Source organism: Pedobacter sp. 22163, from assembly GCF_052045595.1.
Taxonomy (GTDB): domain Bacteria; phylum Bacteroidota; class Bacteroidia; order Sphingobacteriales; family Sphingobacteriaceae; genus Pedobacter.
In genome coordinates this window covers 282694-307548 of the sequence record NZ_JBQEPM010000008.1, presented here as the reverse complement: position 1 = coordinate 307548, position 24855 = coordinate 282694, and the positions used below count along the sequence as shown (strand labels likewise).

The following is a 24855-nucleotide window of genomic DNA, read 5'->3' as shown; positions in this document are numbered from 1 at the left end:
ATCATTCAACTAACAGTATTATTTCTTTTAACTTTTAAAAAAAACAAATTTTTAACAATAGGGTTAACCGCTTCTTAATAAAGACATTGGTTTACATTAAATAATGTAAATTTAAAATTGTAAAATTTGCATTACAGAATACTAAATCATATATTGGATTATTATTAACTAAACTAAATTTTTTTATGAAAAAACTTCTACAAAGTTTGTTCATATTGCTATTTATTGCCACCTCAGCAATAGCGCAAGATCGAACAATCACTGGAACAGTTACGGCTCAGGAAGATGGACTTCCTCTCCCTGGCGTAAGTGTAAAAATTAAAGGTGCAACAGGCGGGACCACAACTGGTGCAGATGGCAGGTATTCACTTAGAATTAATAGCAGTGCAACCGCGTTAGAATTCTCTTATATCGGTTTCTTAAGCCAAACAAAAGCTATTGGAGGTAGTAATGTGGTTAATGTACAGTTAAAGAGCGATTCTAAAACATTATCTGATGTAGTGGTAACAGGTTATACCACGCAATCAAAAAGAGATGTTACCGGATCAATAGCGAGCGTAAGTGGTGAAAAACTTAAAAACGTACCTGTTCAGAGTTTTGAACAAGCATTAGCTGGTAAAGCAGCGGGTGTAAACATCATTCAGCCAAATGGAGTTTTAAATAACCCTCCTGTGTTCAGGGTGCGTGGTTTTAACTCTATCTCTTTAAGTTCTTATCCATTGATTATTGTTGATGGTATTCCGGTATTTACAGGAGATCAGTCAGCCAACAGTGCGGCAGGTAATGCATTGGGCGATATTAACCCTGCAGATATCGAATCGATCGACATCTTAAAAGATGCGGCATCATCTGCAATCTATGGTTCTAGAGCAGCTAACGGCGTTGTAGTGATTACTACTAAAAAGGGTAAACAAGGGGTAACTAAAATTAATTATGAAGGTTGGGTAGGAACTACAAAAGCCCAAAACCTTACACCATTATTAAATGCCTCCGAATATGTAATGATCAAAAATGAATCCAGAACAAATAATGGCCAGGCGCCGGCATTCTTTCTACAAACAAGATCGGATGGTTCGCAAGTAGAAACCAATTGGTATGATTACGCCTATAGAACAGCCACATCTCAAAACCATGCCTTAAACTTTTCTGGGGCAAATGAAAAAACTTCATATTATGTATCATTAGGATATAGCAATCAAGAAGGTTTTATCATTGGAAACTCTTTTGAAAGAAAAAATGGCCGTGTAAATATTGATCATAAATTATTTAAAAACGTTACTATTGGAACAAACTTTTCATATAGTAATACCTTAAACCGTGCACCCAATACAGGTTCTTTACCTGGACAGGCTTTCTCAACAGTTGGTCTGGGTAGGTTGGCAATTGTACTGCCTCCAAACGTCGCGGCATATAACGAGGATGGTTCTTATAATATAAATGCGCCGGCAGGCTCTGTCGGTTTAGGTGCAAATACCATTGCATCAAACTATCCGAATGCAGCTGTATTGGTAAACGAAGATAAAAATACATCAGAAAGCGACCGTATCATCGCAAATGCTTATGCTTCGATCCAGATTGTAAAAGGGCTAACTTTTAAAACGACTTATGGTTTGGATAACCTTAAAATTGATAACAATTCATTTGTTAACCGTTTACAGGGTGATGGCTTTACTTATGGTGGTGGTGCTACAAGTAATTTTGTTAAGAATAGCAGATGGAATTGGTCTAACACATTAAGCTATAATGGTGTATTTGGTGATCATACCTTAGGTGCATTTATCGGTGCTGAAGATCAGTATTCCAAATCGCTTGGTTATGGTGCAACCAGACAAGGGGTAATCGATCCTTTCATTGAAGTTTTTCAGGGTGCCTTTGGTGCCATTACTCCTGCTGGGCTAGTGCAGGGAGATAATGCATTCCGCTCTTATTTTGGTAGTATCAATTATGATTATAAAAAGAAATATTATTTAACCGGATCATTCAGACGGGATGGTTACTCTGGATTGTCGGCAAACAATAAATATGGTAATTTTGGTGGCGCATCAGTTGGTTATGCCATATCAGAAGAAAATTTCTATAAAGACCTCGGTATCAGTAAAGTCTTAACACGTATCAAATTACACGGAAGTTACGGAGAGGTTGGAAATATTAATATTGGTAATTACCCAGCCCTGTTCCTATATAACCCAGGGTTATACGGTTCGTCACCAGCACTGTCTTTTTCACAAGCAGGTAATCCTGACTTAACATGGGAGACCAGTAAAAAAGCCGATATCGGAATTAATTTGGAATTTCTAAGCGGACGTTTCTCATTAGATGTAGATTATTACCACAATGATATCGATAACCTGGTTCAGAACGCACCTCAGGCGCCTTCAAAGGGCGTTCCGGGGAATGCAATTACAACCAATGTTGGTAAAATGTACAACAAGGGGCTTGAGTTTACGTTAAATTCAAGGAATTTTGATGGTGATGACTTCGGTTGGACAACCAGTTTCACTTTCAGTACACTGAAAAACGAGGTTACTGCATTGGGTAATAACAATGCAGATTTATTTGGCGCAACGCAATTAGAAACTGCAAATATTACAAGAGTAGGCTATCCTATTGGATCGATCTATACAGTTGAAACTGCAGGTGTTGACCCAGCAACCGGCGAGCGGATTTTCGTTAATAGATTTGGGCAAAAATTAAGGTTCAGTTTTGGCCGTGCTACCGCAGCCCGTTACCAGTATCTTGATGGCCCGAATGCAGGACAAAATGCCCCAGCAATTGATGCCGCATTAGATGCCACAATAACTGGACAATCAATACCAAAATGGTTCGGCGGTTTAGATAATAATTTCCGTTATAAAGCTTTTGATTTAAGTTTAGGATTAACATTCTCAGGTGGAAACAAGATTTACTATGGATCATTAGCAGGTCTTCGCGATCAACGTTTTTGGAACAATGAAGCAGGTGTATTGAACAGATGGACCACACCGGGCCAGATCACAGATATACCCCGTGTTGTTTATGGTGATAATACTTCTAATGGATCTGCTTTTGCACAATCACAGAATGTTTTTTCTGGTAATTTCTTGAAAGTTAGAAATCTAGCTTTGGGTTATACGCTGCCAAAAACACTTTTAAGTAAATATGGTGTTTCGAACGTTAGGGTATATGCGCAATCTAGCAACCTTTGGATTATATCAAATTATCCAGGGCCAGATCCAGAGGTTTCTGTAAATGGTAACTCTACCACAACAGGAAATAGTGGTAACCTGGCACCAGGCGTAGATAGAAACTCTGTGCCATCTGGTAGAACATTTACTTTTGGTATTAATGTTGGATTTTAAAATTACAGATCATGAAAGTTAAAATAAATAATAAAATAAAATATCTTTTTATCGCCGCTCCTTTACTCTTTGCCTCGTCGTGTAAAAAGGATTTCTTAACCACAGCTCCAGATACGGCTTTACCAATTGAAGATGCGTTTTCCAATCCGGATAGGATTTTATCGCAGGTAAACGGTATTTACGCTGGTGTTAAAACTGGCCAGTTTTATGGTGCAAGATATTTAATCTATAATGATATCCGTGGTGAGGAATTTATCGTAAATAAGCCAAATGGGGTAACAGGTTTAGATACCTGGAGATTTAACCTTGTTTCCAATACGAACGAAGTAGTAAATTTATGGGGTGCAATTTATGCCGCCATTAATAGGGCTAATCTGGTTATTGAAGGTGTTAACGCTAATGCCGCTTTGCTTACTCCAGCTGTAACGAAACAATATATTGCGGAAGCTAAATTTTTACGGGCCTTATGTTATTATAGTGCATTACAATTATATGCCAAACCCTATGTTACAGATAATGGTGCCAGCTTGGGTGTGCCTTTAAGGCTTAAGGGAGAGAAAGATTTAACTGGTAACGACTTAAAAAGGAGCACTGTTGCAGAGGTGTATACGCAGATTTTAAAAGATTTAAATGAAGCAGAACCAGACTTAGCATTAACTTTACCAACAACAGCAACATCCATAAGGGCTTCCCGAAATACAGCTATTGCCTTTAAAACCAGAGTATACCTGGCGATGGGGAATTTATCGGCAGTAGTTACCGAGGCCAATAAAATTGTTAGTGCAACAGCACCATTTAAAGCAACAACAGGTACACCTTTACAGTTAGAAGCTAATATTGCTACTGTATTTGGTGGCGCTTATACAGGTAACGCTACAGCTACCGAAGCAGCATTGTCTTTTCCAATGGCTGATTTAGATGCGCCGGGAACACAAAATCAATTGGCTTATTATTATAATGTTTCAACAAACCAGGCAGGCGGTAATGAAGAATATTTCTTAAATCCTACTGGTATTTTGGCCAATCCTGTCTTCGCTGCCTCTTCTACCGATGCAAGAAAAAGTTTGACTACAGTTTCTGGAGCTAATACCTATTTAACTAAATTTAAGAGACCATCTCCATATACAGATTATATTCCTGTAATCAGATATGCTGAGGTTTTATTAAACTTAGCAGAAGCTACGGTGGTAACCGATCCTGTAAGATCTGTTGCGCTTTTAAACGCAGTTAGACAAAGATCCAATCCTGGTTATGTATTTCCTGCAACTGATTTATTGCCTGCTAATTTGAAAAACACTATCCTTACCGAAAGAAGAATTGAATTATTAGGTGAGGGATTCAGATCTCCAGACGTAATGCGGCTCGGAGCTGGCTTCGTTGCGAAAAGTGGACCTCAAGGTAATGCTCCTGCAATTCCATTTAATACTGCAGGTTATATTTGGCCAATATCGGCTAATGAAGTTCAAAACAATAAATTAATTGTTCCGAATTAATTTTATGTCTGAATAATAAAGCCCATCGAACTTCTTCGATGGGCTTTATTATTTTATATCGTAACTGTTTATTTCTTATCCACACTATACTTACCCGGCCCAATAAAAATCAGCCCGAAAAATACAATGCCCAATTCTATTGCATGACTGGCACCGCCTAATCCATCTCCTTTACCAAAATGAACCAGCGCTGCTATGATCATCGTAAAGATTAATAATATCAGTGCCGGGCGGAAAAACAACCCCACAATTAGCAAGAAACCACCAAAGGTTTCGGTAGCGGCGGCCATAAAGCCCCAAAATATAGGTAAAAAATCTATGCCGATTACTTTCATACTTCCCCCTAAGCCAGTCCAGCCGTTTGGGCCGCCTGCAAGTTTCGGGAAACCATGAATAATAAACATTGCACCTAAACCAATGCGTATCAGCAACAAACCTGTGTTGCGGTATTTTCCTAAATTATCTAAAATTGCCATCCTATAAATATTTAAATTGAACGTTATTTGTTTCTATTTTTAAGTCCACCTCAGCACCTAAAACCATACTGAGGTTGTTATCGATATGTCCCGTTGGAAAATTAAAGCAGACTGGAAAATCATAGTCCTTAACAATATCCCAAATTACTTCATCAGCCGTTTGCCCGAAAGAAATTTTTTCTTCTTCAATTTCATTAAAGGCACCAATAATCAAACCTTTTAAGGCTTTTAGCTTACCTGCCCTTTTCAGCATACGCAACATGCGGTCTATACCGTATTCCTGTTCGCCAACATCTTCCAAAAAGAGAATTTTATCGGTAAAGTCCATTTCCGAAACCGAGCCCTGTACCATGGTGAGCAAAGTTAAATTGCCACCAATCAAAACCCCGGTTGCTTCTCCTGCCCTATTTTTAAAGGTGCTTTGGTAAGAATAGGTCTGTTTCTCTCCAAATAAAGCTCGCTGTAACGACATTAAAGCTTCTGTGGTAGATTCGTCAAAAGTATAGGGCATTTGCGCGTGCATGCACTGAATATTACATTGCGCAATCAAATGCGACAATAGTACGGTAATATCGCTGAAACCTACAAACCATTTAGGGGTCTTGTTAAATTCTGTAAAGTCAAGGTCATCAATAATCCTGATGGTACCATAACCGCCACGACCCGAAATAATTGCTTTTATAGATGGATCGTCTAAAAAACGTTGAATATCTTTGGTTCTTAACGCATCAGTTCCTGCAAACTGGTGATGACTGGCGTATACACTTTCGCCCACAATAACCTCTAAACCCCAGCTTTCTAATCGCGCTATGGCATGGTCTATGGGTTTGGGTAATTTCTTTGCCGGACATACCAGCGCAATCTTATCTCCTTTTTTTAAATATGGGGGCTGCTTAATCATCTTCAAAACACTTATCTTTGCCAAATTAATAAAAATTGTTTTGGATAATAGTAAAATTAAAAGATATACCGTAACTGCAGCGCTTCCATATACCAATGGACCAGTTCATATTGGGCACCTGGCTGGTGTTTACATCCCTGCAGATATTTATGCCCGTTATTTAAGGTCGAATAAACGCGATGTAAAGTTCATCTGTGGATCTGACGAAAATGGAGTGCCCATTACTTTAAAAGCCAAAAGAGAAGGGATTACGCCTCAGGAAGTGGTAGATAAGTACCATAAGATTATTGGCGATTCTTTTAAAGAATTTGGCGTATCTTTCGATATCTATCACCGTACCTCATCGCTTACCCATCACCAAACCGCTGCCGATTTTTTTGAAACCCTTTACAATAAAGGTGTTTTTACCGAAGAAATTACCGAGCAATATTACGATGCCACTGCAAAACAATTTTTAGCCGATCGTTACATTACCGGTACCTGCCCAAAATGTGGGAATGAAAATGCTTACGGCGATCAGTGCGAAAACTGTGGCTCTACACTTAATGCGACCGATTTAATCAATCCAAAATCGACCCTATCTGGCGATAAACCAATTTTAAAGGAAACCAAAAACTGGTTTCTACCACTAGATAAATACGAAGATCGTTTACGTACCTATATCGAAAGCCATAAAGAATGGCGTCCAAATGTGTACGGCCAATGCCAAAGCTGGTTAAATGCAGGTTTGCAGCCTAGGGCCATGACCAGAGATTTAGATTGGGGCGTTCGCGTTCCGCTTCGCGATGCAGAAGGTAAAGTACTTTATGTGTGGTTCGATGCGCCTATTGGATATATTTCTGCAACCAAAGAGCTTTGTAACTATGCCAAACTCGATGTTTGGAACCCCAAAGCCGAAGAATATTACATCAGCAGTTACGAAAACGATAAATGTGGTTGGGAAGAATACTGGAAAAGCGACGAAACCAAACTGGTTCACTTTATCGGTAAAGATAACATCGTTTTCCACTGCATTATTTTCCCTGCAATGTTAATGGCGCATGGCGAATATACCCTGGCCGATAATGTGCCGGCAAACGAATTCTTAAACTTAGAAGGCCAAAAAATATCAACTTCCAAGAACTGGGCTGTTTGGCTAAACGAATATTTAAGGGAGTTTGAAGGTAAACAAGATGTATTGCGTTATGTATTAACCGCAACCGCTCCCGAAACCAAGGATAACGATTTTACCTGGAAAGATTTTCAGGCCAGAAACAATAATGAATTGGTTGCTATACTAGGAAACTTTGTAAACCGTGTAGTGGTACTTACGCATAAATACTTTGGTGGTTCGGTGCCTACCTGCATGGAAATTACGGATGTAGACCAGGCTGTTATTGATGAACTGGCCGGATATCCTGCTAAAATTTCTGCGTCTATCGAGAATTATCGCTTTAGAGAGGCCTTATCAGAAGTAATGAATGTTGCCCGTTTAGGTAATAAATACCTGGCCGAAACCGAGCCGTGGAAATTGATTAAAACGGATGAGGACCGGGTAAGAACGATATTGAATATTGCACTTCAAATTGCCGCCAATATTCAGATCCTGATTGAACCTTTCTTGCCATTTACAGCAGAAAAGTTAATGAAGATGCTTCAAAATGGCGGTCATGATTGGGATGATGCAGGCACAGTAAGCCTATTAAAACGTGGCCACGAAATTGGCGAAGCTGTGCTCTTGTTTGATAAAATTGAAGATGCAGAGATTGACTTCCAGATTGAGAAACTAAATCAAAGCAAGGCCAGTAATGCGGCCAATAATGTAGTTGCTGTTCCGGCAAAAGAAAATATCCAGTTTGACGATTTCTCGGCAATGGATATCCGTGTAGCCACCATTGTTGCGGCCGAAAAGGTGGAGAAAACAAAAAAACTGTTAAAATTGACGGTAAATACAGGTATCGACGAAAGAACAGTGGTTTCGGGCATCGCAGAATATTATAAGCCTGAAGATATTGTTGGTAAACAGGTAAGTATGATCGTAAACCTTGCTCCACGCGAAATCAAAGGGATTTTGTCGCAGGGAATGATCCTGATGGCCGAAAACGCCGAAGGCAAACTCACTTTTGTAGCACCTGTAGAAAAGTTCCCGGAGGGTAGTGTAATTAGATAGTGTTTGCCTACCTTAATTAAGATATAAGCCATTTGATTAATTTCAAATGGCTTTTTTTATTGCTTATCCCTTATGCAATAATCCTAAAAGGCGTTTGTTATAACTTATTTTTAAAGATAATTTCCTTAGATAAATGCTTGTTAAAATGAATTTTCTTGCGACAAAACTTTTGTTATATTTGCGCAACAAATGGTCCCGTAGTTCAACGGATAGAATAGAAGTTTCCTAAACTTTAGATATGAGTTCGATTCTCGTCGGGACCACTCCTTTCGCCAGTAGTTACGTATAACTGCTGGCTTTTTTGTTTAATGGGGCTAGAAAAGGGGCGAATTTCCATGATCACAATTGGTTCAAAATAAATTACCATATTGCATATAAATTCAAGTTTATGCTTTCAAATAGTTTTGTTAACTTCTATAATAATTGGTCTGCAAAATATGACTCCATTGATGGTGAAGATTTATCTCATTTATTCGACAAATATGTGACGCTTTTCATAATTTATAATAGTCTATATACGCTCATACCAGAAACCCTGATCGCACAGGGTATCCATGTTAGACCTAATATGAATGATAATGAAATGTCCACAAAACTTGTGACCAAATTTATTGGAGCGTCAGATCTACTTTCGAGGTTAAATGAGTTAGGGAATAATCACGATATCGTTCAGTTAATAGGTCTAATTCACAATGAGGAATTTTATATAAATTTATATTATGGTCAGCGCCAAAGGAACGAAGATCTTAAAATTTTAGTAAAATTAAAATCCACAAATGATTCTCAAAAGGCGGTTGGAGTATTAGAAGTGATTTATAATGTCCGCTGTAATCTGATGCATGGGCATAAAAATTTTGTGGAGCCTCAAAGACAGTTATTGTCACCTCTTATAAGAATTCTTAAGAGCTTAAACGGAATATTGTTCGAGAGATTAAGCATATAATGGTCTTGTGTAATTAACAATGGTTATTGATTATGTTTTGTTTCAGATTCTTTGGCCAACTGATATCAAATTTAGTTGAGCACTTGAATAGCTATTTCACTAATAGTTAGATATACTTATATTTAAGTATATCGTTCACCAGTTTTTAGAATCATTGTAGAATTAGATTCTTATATGTACATTTCCAAAAAATCAAATACCAATTTTGAAAAAATTTATTTTTCCTACTATTGAAAGGGTTCAAATAAGCCATTTTAGTCTATATAAAAGAACAGATTTTTTAGATATTGACTTAACCAAAGATGTCTTTTGCCTTGCGGGTGCTAATGGTCTGGGTAAGTCAACCTTTATAACTATTATAAATTTTGGACTAACGGGAATTGTAAAAAATCCAGAAAGGCGGTTTACTTGGTATAATGAAATAACAAAGTTTTACAATCAAAGTAAAGGCTTTGCATCAACATACTTTGACGGAAGAGTTTCACAAGATGATTATGAACTGGCTGAAGTGACACTTGAGTTTACAATTGGTGATATTAAATATGCTATTACACGTGGTTTTTTTGAACCTGATGAGCTAAGAATATTTAAAAGGAGCACCGCAACCGAAAGTCTTATCGTATCAAACGAGATCAGTTCCTCAGACTTAAATGAATTATACAAAACACATTTCACTAAGGATGTAAAACTAGCTCATTTTGATCAATTTGTTTTTTTACAATCTTTTGTTTTTACGTTTGATGAAACCCATCAGCTTCTTTTTTGGGATGAAAGTGTAATGGAGAGAGTACTTTATCTAGTTTTCGGTGTTGATGCTGATAAAGCTAAGTTAGCAGATAAATATCGAAAGGAATTCAATAAACATGATTCTGATTTTCGAAATCTTCAATGGCAAATCACAAAAACACGAAATGAGCTTAGCGGTATCATGAAATCTGTTAATTCCACAAATACAGATGAGACGGATAATGTTCAACTATATGAAGATCATAAACTCTTAATAGAAAAATCAGAAGAGATAAATATAGAAATTGATAAAAAAATCGTAGAAATAAAGGAGTGTGATCTCAATATTTCTGATTTTTCATTAAAAGCATCTGCTTTAAGAAGTGAGTATGAGGGTGTTTTTAATAAATCTTTAGAAGAGGGTACTCCCTTAGAGCGAAACGGTGAAGTTATTAAGATCTTGAATGACCTAAAAGTCAGGATATATTCATCAAAAACGTTTGACGATCTTATTCAATCATTGGTTTCGTTAATTGAGAAACAAAAGAAAGATGAACAGGAAAAACAATCAGGTGAGTATTTTCAACAACTAACAAGCTTAGATTTACAGCTATCTGATATATCTCACCAAATTGCAAATTTTCAATCAAGAAAAGATCGGTTAATTCAAGAACATGATCGCCTTTTAGCCGAAAACAAGTTGTTGAGCAATAAAATCTATGATATAGAAAAAGCTAATGAGGAGATTTTAAGGCGTATACATAAGTTCAAACAAGAAAATGATTATTCAAATCTAATTAAAGGATACGAGGATCAAATTTCGCGATATTCTGCACAAAAAGATGAAAGTTCTACGAAACGTGCCCTCATTCGTGAAGAGCTTCAAAAGCTAGAGAAAGTTTTAAACCAAGGATATATAAACGCGGAGTCTGAATTTATTCCAATTTTTAATGAATACGCAAAAAGCTTTTTGGGGTTAGATATTAGTATAGAGTTATCAACTTCGACAAGGGGAGCTAATTTATCTCTTAATATTCAAAATTCTAGAAGAAAGGATGCTTTTCAGCTGTCCGAAAGTCAGCGTTATTTTATTGATATAGCTTTGCGGATGGCTTTAATCGAACTAAGTACTCAGTCAGCAACGTTTTTAGTCGATACGCCAGAAGGGTCTCTTGATATTGCTTATGAAAGTCGTGCCGGAAAGATGTTAGCTGACTTTGCGAAACCAAATCATAGAATAGTAATGACAGCTAATATTAATAGCTCCCAACTATTGATTGAACTAGCGCATATTTGTAAATCTGAAAGAATGGCTCTTGAAAGGATGACTAATTGGACATTATTGTCGGATGTTCAGCAACAAGAAAGTGAACGTATCGAAGAAGCATATTCTAATATTGAAACCAAACTTAGCGAATAGATGGGCAAGCCGGAATCGATCTTGGATACATTATTAATTGGCAGTAAACTCCAGTCAAGAATAGGTGATTTTTCTCTCTCGGAAATTCAATTCTTTGCATATTTAAGCTGCTTACTTTCATTATACGACGGTCATACGGTAACCGAATGGAATTGTGCCTTTATTAAAAGTGTTTTAGGTAGCCCATATAGCTCAGATATTCAATCATCACTAGAATTATTAGTGTCAAATGGTTCAATTCTGGAAACTGATAGAGATTTCTATCAAATAACTGAGAAAGGGACGAATACTTTAAGTTTTTGTAAAACACAAAAACAACTTAATTGGAGGTGTTCTTATTTAGAAACAGCATGTAAAAGCTTATCCGTGTTACCTTACGGAGTCATTAAAGAAGCTTTGACCCGGGAACCTGTAGTGTTTTCAGCTAGAAATTCACTTATTAGTAAAAGTTTACTTGAAAGCTCTAATCCAGCAACCGAGGCTCTTCATATTCAATTTGCATCACTAAAAAATGCTCTGGAGGGACAATATAAAAGCTTAATAGGTCCAGCTATCGTTTGGATTGAATCTTTAAATTCAAATCATTTATTAAATTATGATAACTGATCAGGCTCAGATTGATTATTTCAAAAAGATTGCAAAGTCTCAATTTGCAACAATGATTCTTGACGATTACGATGTTGAAGATGAGCTTATCTTTTTTACAGATTCAATAGCGAATATTTATAAATATTTAAATTATAATGGCTTCCAATTAGTATGTATTTATTTTGCATTAGATAAATCCTGTTATTTATCAACTTTGGCTGCAAATCCAACAGTAATTCATTCATTTGAAAATTTAGCCCCGCTTAGTGGAGAAAAAATCGTTTTAGAAATTAAGCAAAATGGTGAAATTAATGTAGCTATAGAGTATGAGATCGATTTAGCTATTGTTAGAGAAAATGGATTAATATATACATATGAGAAACATAGTGAAACAGAAAACATATATGGAAAGACTGATGTTAAAAAGCTAATTCCTATCCCAGGCGCAGATAGTCATTTTGCTGTACAAACCTTCAAAGAGCTTGATAAAGCTTTAGATTATTATAAATCTAAGATTGCTAGGCACTCAGACTGTGAAATATTAAAAAACGTCTGGTTTGATGAAAATCTGCTTTTTTTTAAGCGGGCGCCGGAACATCGTCTTAGAGACTCTTTAACACAATTTTTAAAAATAAGTTTAAGAAATATTGAAGCTAGACCAGAACAGGTTGTCGACCGTTCTCATCCTGTTGATATAAAAATAACTTGGGCTCTTATCAATAGATTGGCTTTAATCGAAATAAAATGGCTTGGGAAATCACTACATACACGAGAGAAGCAATTTACTCAAATCTATACTGATGCAAGGGCTGTTTCGGGAGCTTCCCAATTGGCAAATTATTTAGATGAAAACCTTAAGCAGGCGCCTACTTATGTTTCTAAAGGATACTTGGTTATATTTGACGCCCGAAGAGCAATGTGTAATACCAATACGGTTGACCTTAATCGAGATAATGCAATGAAGTACGAGAATAATGATATACAATATAACCCGGAATTTCATAAAACAAGGACTGACTTTGCTAGTCCATTTAGATTTTTTATGGAACCTAGATATTTAAATTAATGCCGCTAAATCAAAACTTCAACCTGAAGAATTCAGGATACTCAAATGCTGAAAATACTTTAGCAATGCCAAGGCATAGGTGGTATTATTATAAAGAGGGTTTTTCTCCTATTTTGGTTGAAAAAGCAATCGAACAAGCAAACCTTAATGAACAAGATTTAATTATTGACCCGTTTAATGGGAGTGGGACAACGACTCTAACAGCAAGTATTAATGGGTATCATTCCATAGGGATTGAAGTAAATCCATTTACTGCTTTCTTATCAAAGGTCAAAATTGAAAATGCATTAGTCTCTGATATAGAGAGAGTTAAATCCAAGATTCTTAAGGGAATAGATCAAGGGAAGCACTCCAACTTGAACGGATTTTCCACATTCACAAAAACGGAAAGTAGAAAAAAATGGCTCTTTAATAATGAGGTTCTAAGGTCTTTTGAAGGTGGTTGGCAAGCGATAAATAAAGTTCAGAATCCTAGTGTTAAAAATCTTATCAAATTATCTTTGCTTTCTTCTGCTATGGATAATTGCAATGCTAAAAAGGACGGTAAATGTTTAAGGTACAAATCGAACTGGGAGCAGAGAGGGTTTGATAAAGAAACTTTTTCCTCATCATTCGAAAATCATCTGAATAGAATCGAACAAGATATAGAGATTCAGCAGATTGGGAAAAAACCAAATATTATTAATGGAGATTGTAGAACTGTATTAGAAAGTTCGCAAGAATTCAGCAAATTTAAATTATGCATAACCTCACCCCCATATTTAAATACGTTTGATTATACCGATATATATAGGCCAGAATTGTTCTTGGGAAAGTTTGTTAATACCGGGCGAGAATTGTATGACTTGAGGCTAATGACCGTCAGGTCACACGTTCAGGCAAAATGGAATCTACCTGTAATGAAAGATTTTGGTATGCTATATTTAGAAGCTATCACGCATGTAAAAAATAATCTAAAGGATTTAATGCATAGAGATATTCCTCTAATGATTCAGGCCTACTTTGAGGATATGTTCAATATTTTATGTCAATTGAAAAAACGCGCTCAGAAAGATGCGCAGATTTGGTTAGTGGTTTCAAATTCTGCTTATGCGAATAAAGAAATTCCTGTAGATCTAATAATTGGCGATATTGGTGCAAGGGCAGGCTGGCATCTTAAAGAAATCGGTGTGTTAAGAGAGATACAAAGAAGAAAAACAAAACATAGCCCAGATATCACTCATCTTAGAGAAAGTGTTATAATTTTCAATGCAAACAGATTGCGGTGATAATTTAGTCGAATTAGGACTATATAAATAATTGATTTGCTCTTGTATAAAGCCAATTTATAGCTAAAATTTGCTTACAGGTAATGCAATGGGGCGAAAAACACTAAATTATTGCTGTTTTAGAAGTTTGCAGTTGTTAAAAGTTAAGGTATTTGCTGCTAAGGCAGAACTATATATGCCATTAATTTTGACTTCATCTCCAACCTTGAGTTTCAATAGCTTTTTTCGCCATTTATCGGTAAGGTTAACACAATTCATACAGTTTACTTGACCCACAACCTCATCATGTTCGTCTGTCATGTTGAAAACGATTACCGAACAGCCCATCAATGTTGTTTTTATTGATGAGATTGTTCCTAAGAATTCGAATGACTTTCCTTCATTCTTTTGTGTAAAAGCTAACTCATTTTTTAAATACTGACCATATATGTCGCCCACAGTGAGAGTTGAATCTATCGTATCTTCTGTGTCTATTTTTGACAGAGATTTGTTTTTTTCTTGATCTGTAGGTGATAATTCTTGTGTTGGCTGATTATCACTTGTGCATCCGTATCCGAGTGTAACAAACAGTAGAATTAGAGATGCAAGTTTCGAGAATTTATTCAATTGGAATATGTTATACCCCAGTTCCTAAAGGCAGATTATAAATAAGCAGAGGTGGAACTCTAGCTATCTGCGGAAGAGGAACTGGTATTCCCGTGCACAAATAAAACCATAGCCCACCTCATGGGTGAGCGAATAGTTGTTATCTAGTGCACGTTTTAAAAATTACCAGTTTTCTTCCGCACGATTTAACTAACGCAATGCCGTTATATTATATGTTGTTTTCTTTTTGTCTTCTTCTTATGCTATTATTTTTACAGCGCTAATATCGAAATTAGTTTTCATTAAACTAAATTCTAAGTATTTTCACCGAACAAAGTGAACACTATCCAATGGCTACAATAGTTAAAACAACAAAGTGTCCTTCTTGTAACTCCAAACCTTTAAAACATTATTCCAGAAATTCCAAGTGGCAATATCATTGCAAAAGTTGTGGAATCTATTTCACAGAAAATTCTTACCATAAAAGATTAGGACGGGATAAAGATTTTGATTTATTTATTAAAAACTTTTTAAAGAAAAATATTAAGGGCGAAAAGCTATCGATATCCCGAATGGCTAGAGAGAATCAGATATCAAGAGCTAGTATTTATAGAAATTTGGAAAGTTTAAAAATTCTTTCAACAATCTTAAGTTGGTTTGTTCAGCAAAATTGCGTTAAAGATTGGGATGTTTCAAAGGCATCTTTGGAGATATCTTTGATTGGGTTTAAAATACCTAAAATTTGGATAGAAAACTACGTCGATAAAACTCATTGTATGGTAACTTTAAAATCTAAGTTTTATTTTAACGATGTTTTCAATCAGTGTTATAAATATAAAACTTCAGATAATTTTTCTGAGATCAGCTTTTATATATTAATTCCCTTGGAGCCTGAAGAGCTAATATCCAAGCTTATTCCATTTAGAAAATTACAGCAAATTTAAAAAACTGTCTCAAATGCGGTGATTTTTAGGTTTTTTGTTTTTGCATTTATCTGATTATAAATCTTTTATGTAAAGTGTTGTCGGCTAGTTATAAAGAACAACGTTCGCGCAATTCGCGGAGGTTGTTTATATGGATACAACAAATTTATACAATGGCCAACAATATTTGGCAACCAGTTTAATAAGGGAGCCAATTGGTTACCGAAAACATGATATCGAGGGTTCTCATTCGGTTCTTCGTAAAAGCATCATTGAAAAGGGTGTTAAGTCGCCTATAATTTTAAATGAGAATCCAGATCGTAAAAATATTATAATTCACGGTGTTCAGGTTTATCGAATTGCTAGGGAATACAAAATTGAAGAATTACCAATCTGGTATGTCGATTGTTCATTAGAAGAAGAAAATGAATTACGAGTATTGCTTGATAAAAAAGCGACCGCAGAGCTTTCTTCAGATGAAATAATTGATTTGATTGGTAGTTTATCTTACGAAAAATTCTTTGCCATAGATGAGTTTGTATCACAGATTATTGATTGTGAATTATCTTCTGCTAAAGTTTCACAACAGAGCCTACCACCTGTAGAACCTAAAATAATAAAGCAGGTTCTTTTAAGATTGTCTTCAGATCAAAAGCATCTTTTTGATCATATTATAATTGAGCTAAATGCCAAAAACCAAACGGATGCGCTTCTAAAATTAATAGATTTTTATCTTAATAATTTAGGAGGTAATAATGCTTAAAACACTAAATTTTAAAAAGCTATATAGTAAAGACTTTGTTGGTAATGAAGCAAGTATTGAAGATATATCAGTGAAACTAATTGAAGAATCATGTATAGTAAATCTTGAGGGTGCACCACCAGTTGCCTATTTTCAAGAACGCCACCCAGCTTTAAATGAAATTATTGATTCAATTAATGCGTTAAGGTTCAATTCCTCTACACGGTCTGCCAATAAAGGAAGCCAAAGTATTTTGTTTGGAGCCGTAAACAGAACGATTTCTAGAATGGGATTTTGTACACATGGCGCTTTGGTTTCTAGAGATCCAGCTCTTCATCATACTCTGTGCTCCACTTTCGCAATTGTGTTTAATAATTTGTTGAAAAAGTATCTCCCTAGTCGACACAAGATTGGAGGAATAAAGACGCGCCAAAAAGATATTCTTCCAGATTACATAATGGGTGCATCTAACTTCACAAGCGGTATAATTAATAGAAATAGTGCGTTTCATTATCATAAGGACGGTTTTAATATGCTAAATACATATTCATCAATGATCGTTTATAAGGGTGGTGTATCGGGCGGATATTTGGTTCTTCCAGAATATGGTATTGGTTTTAAGTGCCCTGATCAAGCAATAGTACAGTTTTATGGGAAAGGAATTTTACACGGGGTAACACCAATTGACAAGCACTCAGATAATGCTTATAGAATTTCAGTCGTTTACTACACTTCTGATGGATTGGATAAGTGTTTGACGCCTTCCAATGAACTTATACATGCTCAAAATCTTTAATATGAAACGAACATTCCGAACAGATATCAACAAAGAAAAATTTTTAAACCACCTAAAATTTGCTGGCGGTAATATATCAATGGCTTGCCAAAACGCCATGTTATCCCGAACACAAGCTTATGAGTGGTTAAAAACCGATGAAATTTTTAAGAAAAAAGTCTTTAAAGTTTATAAATCAATGCAAGCCTTTGCTGAATGTAAACTGTTGAAAAAAGTCAAGCAAGGAGATACGATGGCTCTGCAAGCACTAATTAATAGGGTGAAATCTAAGAGTTAATTCCGTTCAATTGCCTGATAATAAAATATTTATACAATAAAATTTTGGAAAGTAAAAAACTCGCTGGAACTTTCCAGCCTAATAACAAAAGCAATGAAACTCACTTATAGTATTAAACCTGTACTTAGATTGGACAAGAAAAAATTGGATGGTTCCTGCCCAATACACTTTTCCATACGGGTTGGACCATATACAATGCGAATCTCATCAGGAAAATCTTTGCAACCTGAATTTTGGGACACCAAAGCTAATTGTGTTAAGAAAACAGATGCGTTTAACACGGCGTTGTCAGCTTACATCAACAGCAAGATCAGCAACTGGGAAATGTTTATGCTTCATCAACAATCACTAGGCAAGCCAACAACCCTAAATATTGCGATTGGTTATTTCAAAGGCAATGCGGAAGTAACGCTCTTTGGGTTTTGGGAAGAGCAACTAAGGCTTTGGGAATATGAAAAAAAGCCAGCCACAATTAAATCTTATAAATCGACCTTGAACATATTAAAGCATTTTAATAACAAGCTGAACTTTGGCGACCTTACCTATGACTGTATCCAAAAGTTCGATTTGTATTTGCGCAAGGAAAGAAATAATGCAACAAATGGTTGCTTTGTCAAGCACAAGTGTTTAAAACACATGATCAAAGAATCGATCAGCAAAGGCTTTATGGACAAATCTCCGTACGAGCACTTTAAAGTAAGAAGCACTAAAGGGACCAGGATGTTTTTAACGATTGATGAAGTAAATGCCATTGATGATCTTCAGATCTCGGGTGACAATATTTTCTTGCAAAAATCAAAGGATTTATTTCTTTTCAGCTGTTTTACGGGCCTCCGCTACTCTGACGTAGTAAATTTAACCTGGGGCAATATCAAGCAAAACCCAGATCGGATTGAAATAAAGATCATAAAAACAGAAAAACCACTATTAGTTCCCCTGATTTCAAAAGCTAAAGATATTCTTAATAAATACTCGAAACTAACCATTAAAACCGATGGTCTAAGAGCACTCCCTCAACAGGCAAATCAAGTTGTAAATCGGAATTTAAAAGAAATTATGATGTTGGCAGGGATAAAGAAAAGTATCAGCTTCCACTGTGCCCGCCACAGCTTTGCTTCCAACTTGGTGGAAATGGACACCCCAATTTTATATGTTAAGGATCTTTTGGGGCATCAGAAAATTGAACAAACGATGATCTACGCAAAAAGTATAGTCGGAAATCTCTTTGATTCAATGAACAACCTCAACGAAAAATATCATCATGTCAACAAACATGTTGGTTAGGAAATTAATACAAAATTAAACGGTGTGAATCCATGTGCTTTGGAACCAATCACTAACCATGTAAATGCTAATTCAACAATAATGAAAATTACCGCAAATCTGGATTCTATAATTCTAAAAACGCTTCAGATGTCAAATGATGAAATCCTTAAGGCCAAGATTAAGTCCTTAAATCTCAATGAAGATTTGATCGCCTTTCTTGAGGAAACCATAATAAATATCAAAGAAACTGAGCATAAAATTTTGTTTCTACACTATGCTAAAAAATTGGTGCTTCAGACCGAACGGCCTGTTGACCAAAAACATTATGAAGCTTTTCAATTTGAGTATGACCAAGATCGCCGAAGGTTTAACCCAGCCTCGTGGATAAATGCAGAGCTAGAATTCTTAAAAGTTTTGCACGAGTTTAATAGTTCAAAGAATCAATCAACAAGCTATGATAAACAACAAAATGTTAATGCGCCAATGCCGTTGTTGAGGCATGAAGACATGGAAAAGATGTACCGCTGGAGCAGGTCGACACTGAACAGAAGAATCGCTTTGGGCCTACCTTATCATTTAGATCCGGCTGGCGCAAAATTCTTTGATGTTAATGAGGTCAACGAATGGATCAAGGAAAACGCCAATTTAATGAATTAATAACCCCAAAAAACTTAGCCTGATTCTGAAATAAAGAATTAGGCTTTTTTGATGCTTTTCCTTGCCTTAGGCAAAAGAAGCCAGCGACTAATGGTTATCGAGCTGACTAAAAATAAAAAATAGCTCTCGGACAAAATTTTCATGTTAAAACCACCCGACTAAAGAATGAATAGAAAAAAAGAATACCCAAAACAACAACACTGTCCGGCCTGCAATAGATATGTTAAACATTCAACCCGCTATCCAGATTATGCTTGTGATAAATGTGTTTTAAAAGCGGTTGACAGCAAAGGAAGAGCATTGCACTTTATCAATACTACGTCCACTAGTCATGGTTGCCAACCAGTTTTAAAAGAAACAAATGAACTGACAAAACCAAAAATCTGCTTTATCAAAGGAATTAAGTTTAAAGCTCAAGAGGCTTACTTTGGAGGGGTCATTCTTTTGCCCAAGGCTAAATAATTTGAAGACAGCTTTACCAAAAAAGAGATTATTTTAACCCCAGTTAGAGAGGAAAGAGGGGTGAGGGGGTGAAAGGAGTTGGATGTTGGTGTATGATGAACTGATATCTCTCCTCGTGTTTCGCTTCCTTGTGTTCAATTAAACATCAGGTTATCTGAATAAGGATAATTGCTGTATCTTGCTCAAAACATCTTATGAGCGAGAAGAAAACAACCCCCGAATACCAAAGCTTCAAAGAATTCTATCTTCAACAGGTAATTCCTTACAAGAAAGCTTTCCCAACTCATATAAGACTAGACGGTAAGATCAATGAATCATCACAACGCATAAGCGCTTACTTTTGGTATCTGGGCCAGAAGTGGAAAATAGATTTTGATACGCACATTGATCGACTAAAAACTGCCTTTGATGAATTCGAGAAGTCTGAGACTCCGTTCATTATCAGACCAACAAAGAATAATAAAAACAAATGTTTGATCATCAGAGATCAACCTTTGAGGAACAAGAAATTTTATGTTTATCAGGTTGGGAAATAACTTGATTATCCCAAAGAAGTTTGTTTTCATCAAATGCATTTTTGCTTAATCAAAGTAATTCCTGCTTGCCCAAAGAAAACTTTTTTCTGTACGAATAAAAATATTTTTCTCTTGGGGTTTGATGAAAAAGTTCAAGTTATGTAGAATTTATTTTCAGATTATACAAGCAGTGTTCGAATTTTAAGACCAAAGTTACTGTACTTTACCCGCCGGAGGGTAAAGAACTAATATTAATTGGAATAAGGAAAGTAATAACCTCTGAGTGACGAATGAGAACAGAGTAGTCAATGATCAACAGTAAAGTTTAGGATAAGGGGTTAGCTGATATATATGTAACCTGTCCAAAAGCAATAGGTAAAGCATATTGTTGCTCAAAGCAATAAAGGCTGACCTCAAGAGGTGATTTGATAACGGAGATTGTTCTCTGCAATGATAATCAGTTGTGATTGCCAATAGACATCATCAAGCCAAATTAGAAGACATTTTCTCGGATTTAACCATTAAGTTCCTCGTTTCGAAAATTAGATTGTCGTTTAACTGACTTTTTCGTGCCTTAGTTTGTCGCTAATGGCTCGGGCCAGGGTAAGCTTCAAGTTTAAAATTATCGTTGCGCTCGGGCAATAATTTTGTTTGATCATTTACTTTGAGATAATTTCAGGTAAAAAAACATTAGTTAACAACGCATTATACTCATAAATGAGTAATTATATTGTTGCTTCTTATTTTTAAACGTTTTATTGTTAAGTTCGCCTTGAATCATTAGTTAAATGCTGCGACCTCCACTCGAATAATCAGGGGGACTATTGTTTGTTAAGATATGGTTCTTTGATTTACTATAAATGAACCAAGAAATTCAAATTTTTGAGGAAATATTAAAAGAGTTTGGCAAACAACCCAAATTTATTCCTGAGCCAACATATCTTGAGCTCTGTCGATATCCAACGAGCCGTTTCGAAGAAATTTGTACGCGTTTATTATGTTTTTATTTTGATCCAAATAATGAACATTGTTTTCATGACCTTTTCCTGGAGTCGCTATTGCAGCTAATATCCCCCTTGACTACGATTTCTTATAGAAATGACCAAGTTCAAGTGATTAATGAGCTAAATTCTGAGGGTAAAAGGCTCGACATGTTAATCAAAAGTCCTGATATGGTCATAGGTGTTGAAAATAAGATTTATGCATCAGTTTATAATCCATTACCTATTTATAGTAATCAAATTGCACTTTATGGAAAGAAAAATGTTTTTAAAGTCATCCTGACTGTTAGAAACATCAACGATATTGCAGAAAAAACATTCATTTCAGACAACGGTTTTATTGTAATTACATATTCTGAATTATTAAACCGTGTAAAATTGAATATCGGCAGTTACATTCCAAGAGCAAATCAGAAGTATCTGGTTTTTATTTACGATTTTATTCAAACCATTGAAAATATGACAGGTGAAACCTATGACAATAATAAACTTTCGCATTTCTTTTCCAATAATTCTGAGAAAATAGATAATTTGATTGCACTTTACTCAAAGTATAATGAACGAGTACTTAAGGTGCAAATTGAAGCTATAAGAGAATTAATGAAACTTGTTCAGGTTCGCACAAATGATGACCGCTGGTGGGCTTGGGAAGGTTGGGATTTAGGATATGATGCTTTTAATAAAGATTTAGGTAGTGCTCCAAGAATTGGAATTGAAGCTTCTTATGAGGTGTTGCATAATAATCCACTTGGACGCTTTAGAATCTATATTACCACTTGGAATATTAAGCACTTTGCGCCCTATGAAGATAGATTAGTTGGACTATTTCCTGATAATTATCTCGATAAAACAAACGACAATCGAGTTTATTTACACTTAGATATTATTGAGGACAACGATATAGACTTAATTCTAGATAAGTTAATTTATTATTACCAGATTATGCATAATATAGTTAAGGAGATAGCTATAGATTAAGTATCACTTTTTGAAAACTTAGCTTAGTTGTCGGTTCAGCAAAACTAGTTTCACTTTATTTCTTAATTCTAATACATTAAAGAAAATATCAAATAAATTAAGCTTTCAAATCAATATTGTAAGTAAAATCCTATTACCATTCTAAAATAAATAAATGTCAACTAACCAACCAGTAACACTAAACGAAGAGAATAGAAATAAAATATTTGGAACATTTGATGGAGAAGGTGAAAATATTGATAGACTTAAAGAATATTATTTCAAAAATGACATCTACGAATCACTTATCTCAGATCAACCGCTTAAGATTTTAGTTGGTAATAAAGGGGTAGGTAAATCAGCTCTATTTCGTGTTGCATACGCTGAAGCGAGAGAAAATAATGTCATGGCTGTAAATTTAGAGCCGGATGATGTAGCCGAAATTTGGGAAAAGCAGGAAGAAATAGATATAATTAAAGTTAGAAAATGGAAACATGCACTAACGGAAAATATTGCAAATAAAGTTCTTCAGGAACTTGAGCTTTTCGATCCAAATATTGGTTCCACAATAATTCCTTTGGGGCACAAAATTTTCACCATTTTGTCTCAATCCTTAACAGCAATAAAAAAATTAACATCAACATCAACAGAACAGATAAGCAAAATTGATAATTTCTTACGGGCAAAAAAAATAGTCGTTTTCTTAGATGATATTGATAGGAATTGGCAAAATAGGAAAGAGAGTATTAAAATAATAGTTACTCTTATAGCCGCAATGAGAAGTCTCTCCTTCGACAATCCTGGGCTAAGCTTTAAATTGGCACTTAGATTAGATGTATATCGGGCGGTTAGGACTAATGATGAGTCTGCAGATAAATGGGAAGGGGCAAAAATTAATTTATCCTACAAAGTACATGACATATTTGTTTTTCTAATCAAGAGAATATTAACTTTTTATGGACACAAAATAGATGACAAGCGAATATTAGAAACTCCTCAAGGCATATTGGCGAAAAATTTAGCTCCAATTTTCGAAGAGGTATTTAGAGGCAAGGGTAAGTGGAAGAATGTTGATATGAAAACTGTATTGACATCTCTGATTAGAAATAGACCAAGAGACTTGGTTAAACTGTGTATTGCAGCAGCAAAAGAGGCCTACCAAAATGGAGATAATACAATTCGGACAGAACATATATTAACTATACTCCCTAATTATTCAGAGAGCATAATTGATGATACTATTGGAGAATACGGTTCGGAGCTTCCGCAACTTGACAAGTTACTTTATGGAATGAAGCCAACTAAGAGAGGGAAATCTGCTGAGGATTCATTTAAGTATACCACAAAACAATTACATGATAAGTTGTTTCAAATAATGCAAAATACAAATTTTAAGTTTGCGTCAGGCGGCCCCATGACAGCTAAAGCCCTTAAGGATTTCCTTTATAAAATAAACTTTATAACAGCAAGGAAATATGCTGAGGATGGCAGAATAGAAAGATTTAACTATGAGGAAAATCAAAAGCTTTCACTTGCATTTTTGGAGGATAGTTTTGAATGGGAAGTGCATTTAGCATATAGATGGGTATTACAACCTGATTCAATCGACGATATATTTGAGAAAATATCAATCCAATAATAATTATGAGCTCTAAACTTATCATTCTTACTATCGCGTTCCTTTTGATGTTTACACATTTACAGTGTTCCGCATCTCAAAAGGTGTCTAAGGTCAAATCAGATAGCTCTAGTCTGTCATCCATCCCGCCCCATGAAAACGAATCTCAAGAGACCAATAAAGATCTATCATCAATGCCTTGGATAATCGCCCTTGTAATAGGATGTTTAACAGTTATCACAAACATTTTTGTAAGCTATAACGCCAGAAAAACAAGTTTGGAAATTAATAAAAGAGATTTCAACAAAACTGTTCTTTCAGGGAATAGGCAAGTATGGATCACTGAATTTCGTTCTTTAATGAGTGAAATAATTTCAAAGCTTTCCTATTATATTTCTAAAGATAATTTGTCAGAAGAAGAGTACATTGCGTTAAATCTATTGCTAACAAAGGCTGAGCTAATGATATCAAATGGTACAACTACTACATTGATAGATACAATCTCTAAAATCCAAGACACATGTTCAGAAGTATTGCGTAGTAATGAAGCAACCTACGATTGGACTATGCTTTTGAAGCAAATCAAATCAGAAACTATACTCGCAATCCAAAATGAATGGGAATTGGTTAAAAAGGGAGAATAAGTATCCGTCCGATTTATGTTTAATAATTTTGAGCACGATGATGT

General features: G+C 35.5%; 22 protein-coding genes and 1 tRNA gene. 20 read left to right on the top strand and 3 right to left on the bottom strand.

Going from position 1 to position 24855, the window contains the following annotated elements; translation table 11 throughout:
- Nucleotides 1–185 precede the first annotated feature (185 nt).
- The gene (locus ACTJKN_RS21055) at nt 186–3338 is read left to right on the top strand and encodes a SusC/RagA family TonB-linked outer membrane protein (RefSeq protein WP_440827709.1); all 3153 of its coding nucleotides are present in this window, start codon (nt 186–188) and stop codon (nt 3336–3338) included.
- A gap of 11 nt (nt 3339–3349) precedes the next feature.
- Entirely contained in the window at nt 3350–4831 is a 1482-nt protein-coding gene (locus ACTJKN_RS21050; protein ID WP_440827708.1) for a RagB/SusD family nutrient uptake outer membrane protein, read from the top strand.
- Nucleotides 4832–4899: 68 nt separating this feature from the next.
- Here the strand turns inward: ACTJKN_RS21050 and ACTJKN_RS21045 are convergent, their stop codons facing one another.
- A complete protein-coding gene (locus ACTJKN_RS21045) occupies nt 4900–5307 on the bottom strand; it encodes a DoxX family protein (protein ID WP_440827707.1) in 408 nt (135 codons plus the stop codon).
- Nucleotide 5308: 1 nt separating this feature from the next.
- On the bottom strand, nt 5309–6208 hold the full coding sequence (locus ACTJKN_RS21040) for a S66 peptidase family protein (protein WP_440827706.1): 900 nt from the start codon (nt 6206–6208) through the stop codon (nt 5309–5311).
- 40 nt (nt 6209–6248) lie between these two features.
- Between ACTJKN_RS21040 and metG the strand changes: the two genes are divergently transcribed.
- From metG to ACTJKN_RS21005, 7 genes are all read left to right on the top strand, one after another.
- Nucleotides 6249–8357 carry a methionine--tRNA ligase gene (gene metG / locus ACTJKN_RS21035; protein WP_440827705.1) on the top strand — a complete coding sequence of 703 codons (2109 nt, stop codon included), beginning with the start codon at nt 6249–6251 and terminating at the stop codon, nt 8355–8357.
- A gap of 191 nt (nt 8358–8548) precedes the next feature.
- Nucleotides 8549–8620 (top strand) — tRNA-Arg (locus ACTJKN_RS21030).
- A 125-nt stretch (nt 8621–8745) separates the two neighbouring features.
- On the top strand, nt 8746–9300 hold the full coding sequence (locus ACTJKN_RS21025; RefSeq protein ID WP_440827704.1) for a hypothetical protein: 555 nt from the start codon (nt 8746–8748) through the stop codon (nt 9298–9300).
- Nucleotides 9301–9505: 205 nt separating this feature from the next.
- A complete protein-coding gene (locus ACTJKN_RS21020) occupies nt 9506–11446 on the top strand; it encodes an AAA family ATPase (RefSeq protein WP_440827703.1) in 1941 nt (646 codons plus the stop codon).
- Between the two features lie 21 nt (nt 11447–11467).
- Nucleotides 11468–12052 carry a hypothetical protein gene (locus ACTJKN_RS21015; protein WP_440827702.1) on the top strand — a complete coding sequence of 195 codons (585 nt, stop codon included), beginning with the start codon at nt 11468–11470 and terminating at the stop codon, nt 12050–12052.
- Nucleotides 12042–13100, top strand: coding sequence for a hypothetical protein (locus ACTJKN_RS21010; protein ID WP_440827701.1), 1059 nt, complete (start codon nt 12042–12044; stop codon nt 13098–13100). The genes ACTJKN_RS21015 and ACTJKN_RS21010 overlap by 11 nt, the downstream gene beginning before the upstream one ends.
- Nucleotides 13100–14368, top strand: a complete 1269-nt coding sequence (locus ACTJKN_RS21005) for a DNA methyltransferase (RefSeq protein WP_440827700.1) — start codon at nt 13100–13102, stop codon at nt 14366–14368. Before ACTJKN_RS21010 ends, ACTJKN_RS21005 begins: the two co-directional genes overlap by 1 nt.
- A 108-nt stretch (nt 14369–14476) precedes the next feature.
- Here ACTJKN_RS21005 and ACTJKN_RS21000 read toward each other — a convergent pair whose 3' ends face one another.
- On the bottom strand, nt 14477–14974 hold the full coding sequence (locus ACTJKN_RS21000) for an OB-fold protein (protein ID WP_440827699.1): 498 nt from the start codon (nt 14972–14974) through the stop codon (nt 14477–14479).
- Between the two features lie 329 nt (nt 14975–15303).
- Between ACTJKN_RS21000 and ACTJKN_RS20995 the strand changes: the two genes are divergently transcribed.
- The 11 genes from ACTJKN_RS20995 to ACTJKN_RS20945 all read left to right on the top strand — a co-directional run bounded on the left by ACTJKN_RS20995 (nt 15304) and on the right by ACTJKN_RS20945 (nt 24811).
- Nucleotides 15304–15897 carry a hypothetical protein gene (locus tag ACTJKN_RS20995; protein WP_440827698.1) on the top strand — a complete coding sequence of 198 codons (594 nt, stop codon included), beginning with the start codon at nt 15304–15306 and terminating at the stop codon, nt 15895–15897.
- Nucleotides 15898–16027: 130 nt separating this feature from the next.
- Nucleotides 16028–16639, top strand: a complete 612-nt coding sequence (locus tag ACTJKN_RS20990; RefSeq protein ID WP_440827697.1) for a ParB N-terminal domain-containing protein — start codon at nt 16028–16030, stop codon at nt 16637–16639.
- Nucleotides 16632–17414: a hypothetical protein gene (locus tag ACTJKN_RS20985; RefSeq protein WP_440827696.1), complete on the top strand. Its 783-nt coding sequence runs from the start codon at nt 16632–16634 to the stop codon at nt 17412–17414. The genes ACTJKN_RS20990 and ACTJKN_RS20985 overlap by 8 nt, the downstream gene beginning before the upstream one ends.
- 1 nt (nt 17415) lies before the next feature.
- Complete coding sequence (locus ACTJKN_RS20980; RefSeq protein ID WP_440827695.1) at nt 17416–17691, top strand: hypothetical protein; 276 nt, start codon at nt 17416–17418, stop codon at nt 17689–17691.
- Nucleotides 17692–17820: 129 nt separating this feature from the next.
- Nucleotides 17821–18975: a site-specific integrase gene (locus ACTJKN_RS20975; protein ID WP_440827694.1), complete on the top strand. Its 1155-nt coding sequence runs from the start codon at nt 17821–17823 to the stop codon at nt 18973–18975.
- Between the two features lie 129 nt (nt 18976–19104).
- Complete coding sequence (locus ACTJKN_RS20970; protein ID WP_440827693.1) at nt 19105–19614, top strand: helix-turn-helix transcriptional regulator; 510 nt, start codon at nt 19105–19107, stop codon at nt 19612–19614.
- A gap of 165 nt (nt 19615–19779) precedes the next feature.
- A complete protein-coding gene (locus tag ACTJKN_RS20965; RefSeq protein ID WP_440827692.1) occupies nt 19780–20076 on the top strand; it encodes a hypothetical protein in 297 nt (98 codons plus the stop codon).
- A 194-nt stretch (nt 20077–20270) separates the two neighbouring features.
- Entirely contained in the window at nt 20271–20612 is a 342-nt protein-coding gene (locus tag ACTJKN_RS20960; RefSeq protein ID WP_440827691.1) for a hypothetical protein, read from the top strand.
- An 839-nt stretch (nt 20613–21451) separates the two neighbouring features.
- Nucleotides 21452–22570 carry a PD-(D/E)XK nuclease family protein gene (locus ACTJKN_RS20955; RefSeq protein ID WP_440827690.1) on the top strand — a complete coding sequence of 373 codons (1119 nt, stop codon included), beginning with the start codon at nt 21452–21454 and terminating at the stop codon, nt 22568–22570.
- 154 nt (nt 22571–22724) lie between these two features.
- Nucleotides 22725–24188 (top strand): P-loop ATPase, Sll1717 family, encoded by a 1464-nt coding sequence (locus ACTJKN_RS20950; RefSeq protein WP_440827689.1) that lies wholly within the window; start codon nt 22725–22727, stop codon nt 24186–24188.
- Nucleotides 24189–24361: 173 nt separating this feature from the next.
- The gene (locus ACTJKN_RS20945; protein WP_440827688.1) at nt 24362–24811 is read left to right on the top strand and encodes a hypothetical protein; all 450 of its coding nucleotides are present in this window, start codon (nt 24362–24364) and stop codon (nt 24809–24811) included.
- Nucleotides 24812–24855 lie beyond the last annotated feature (44 nt).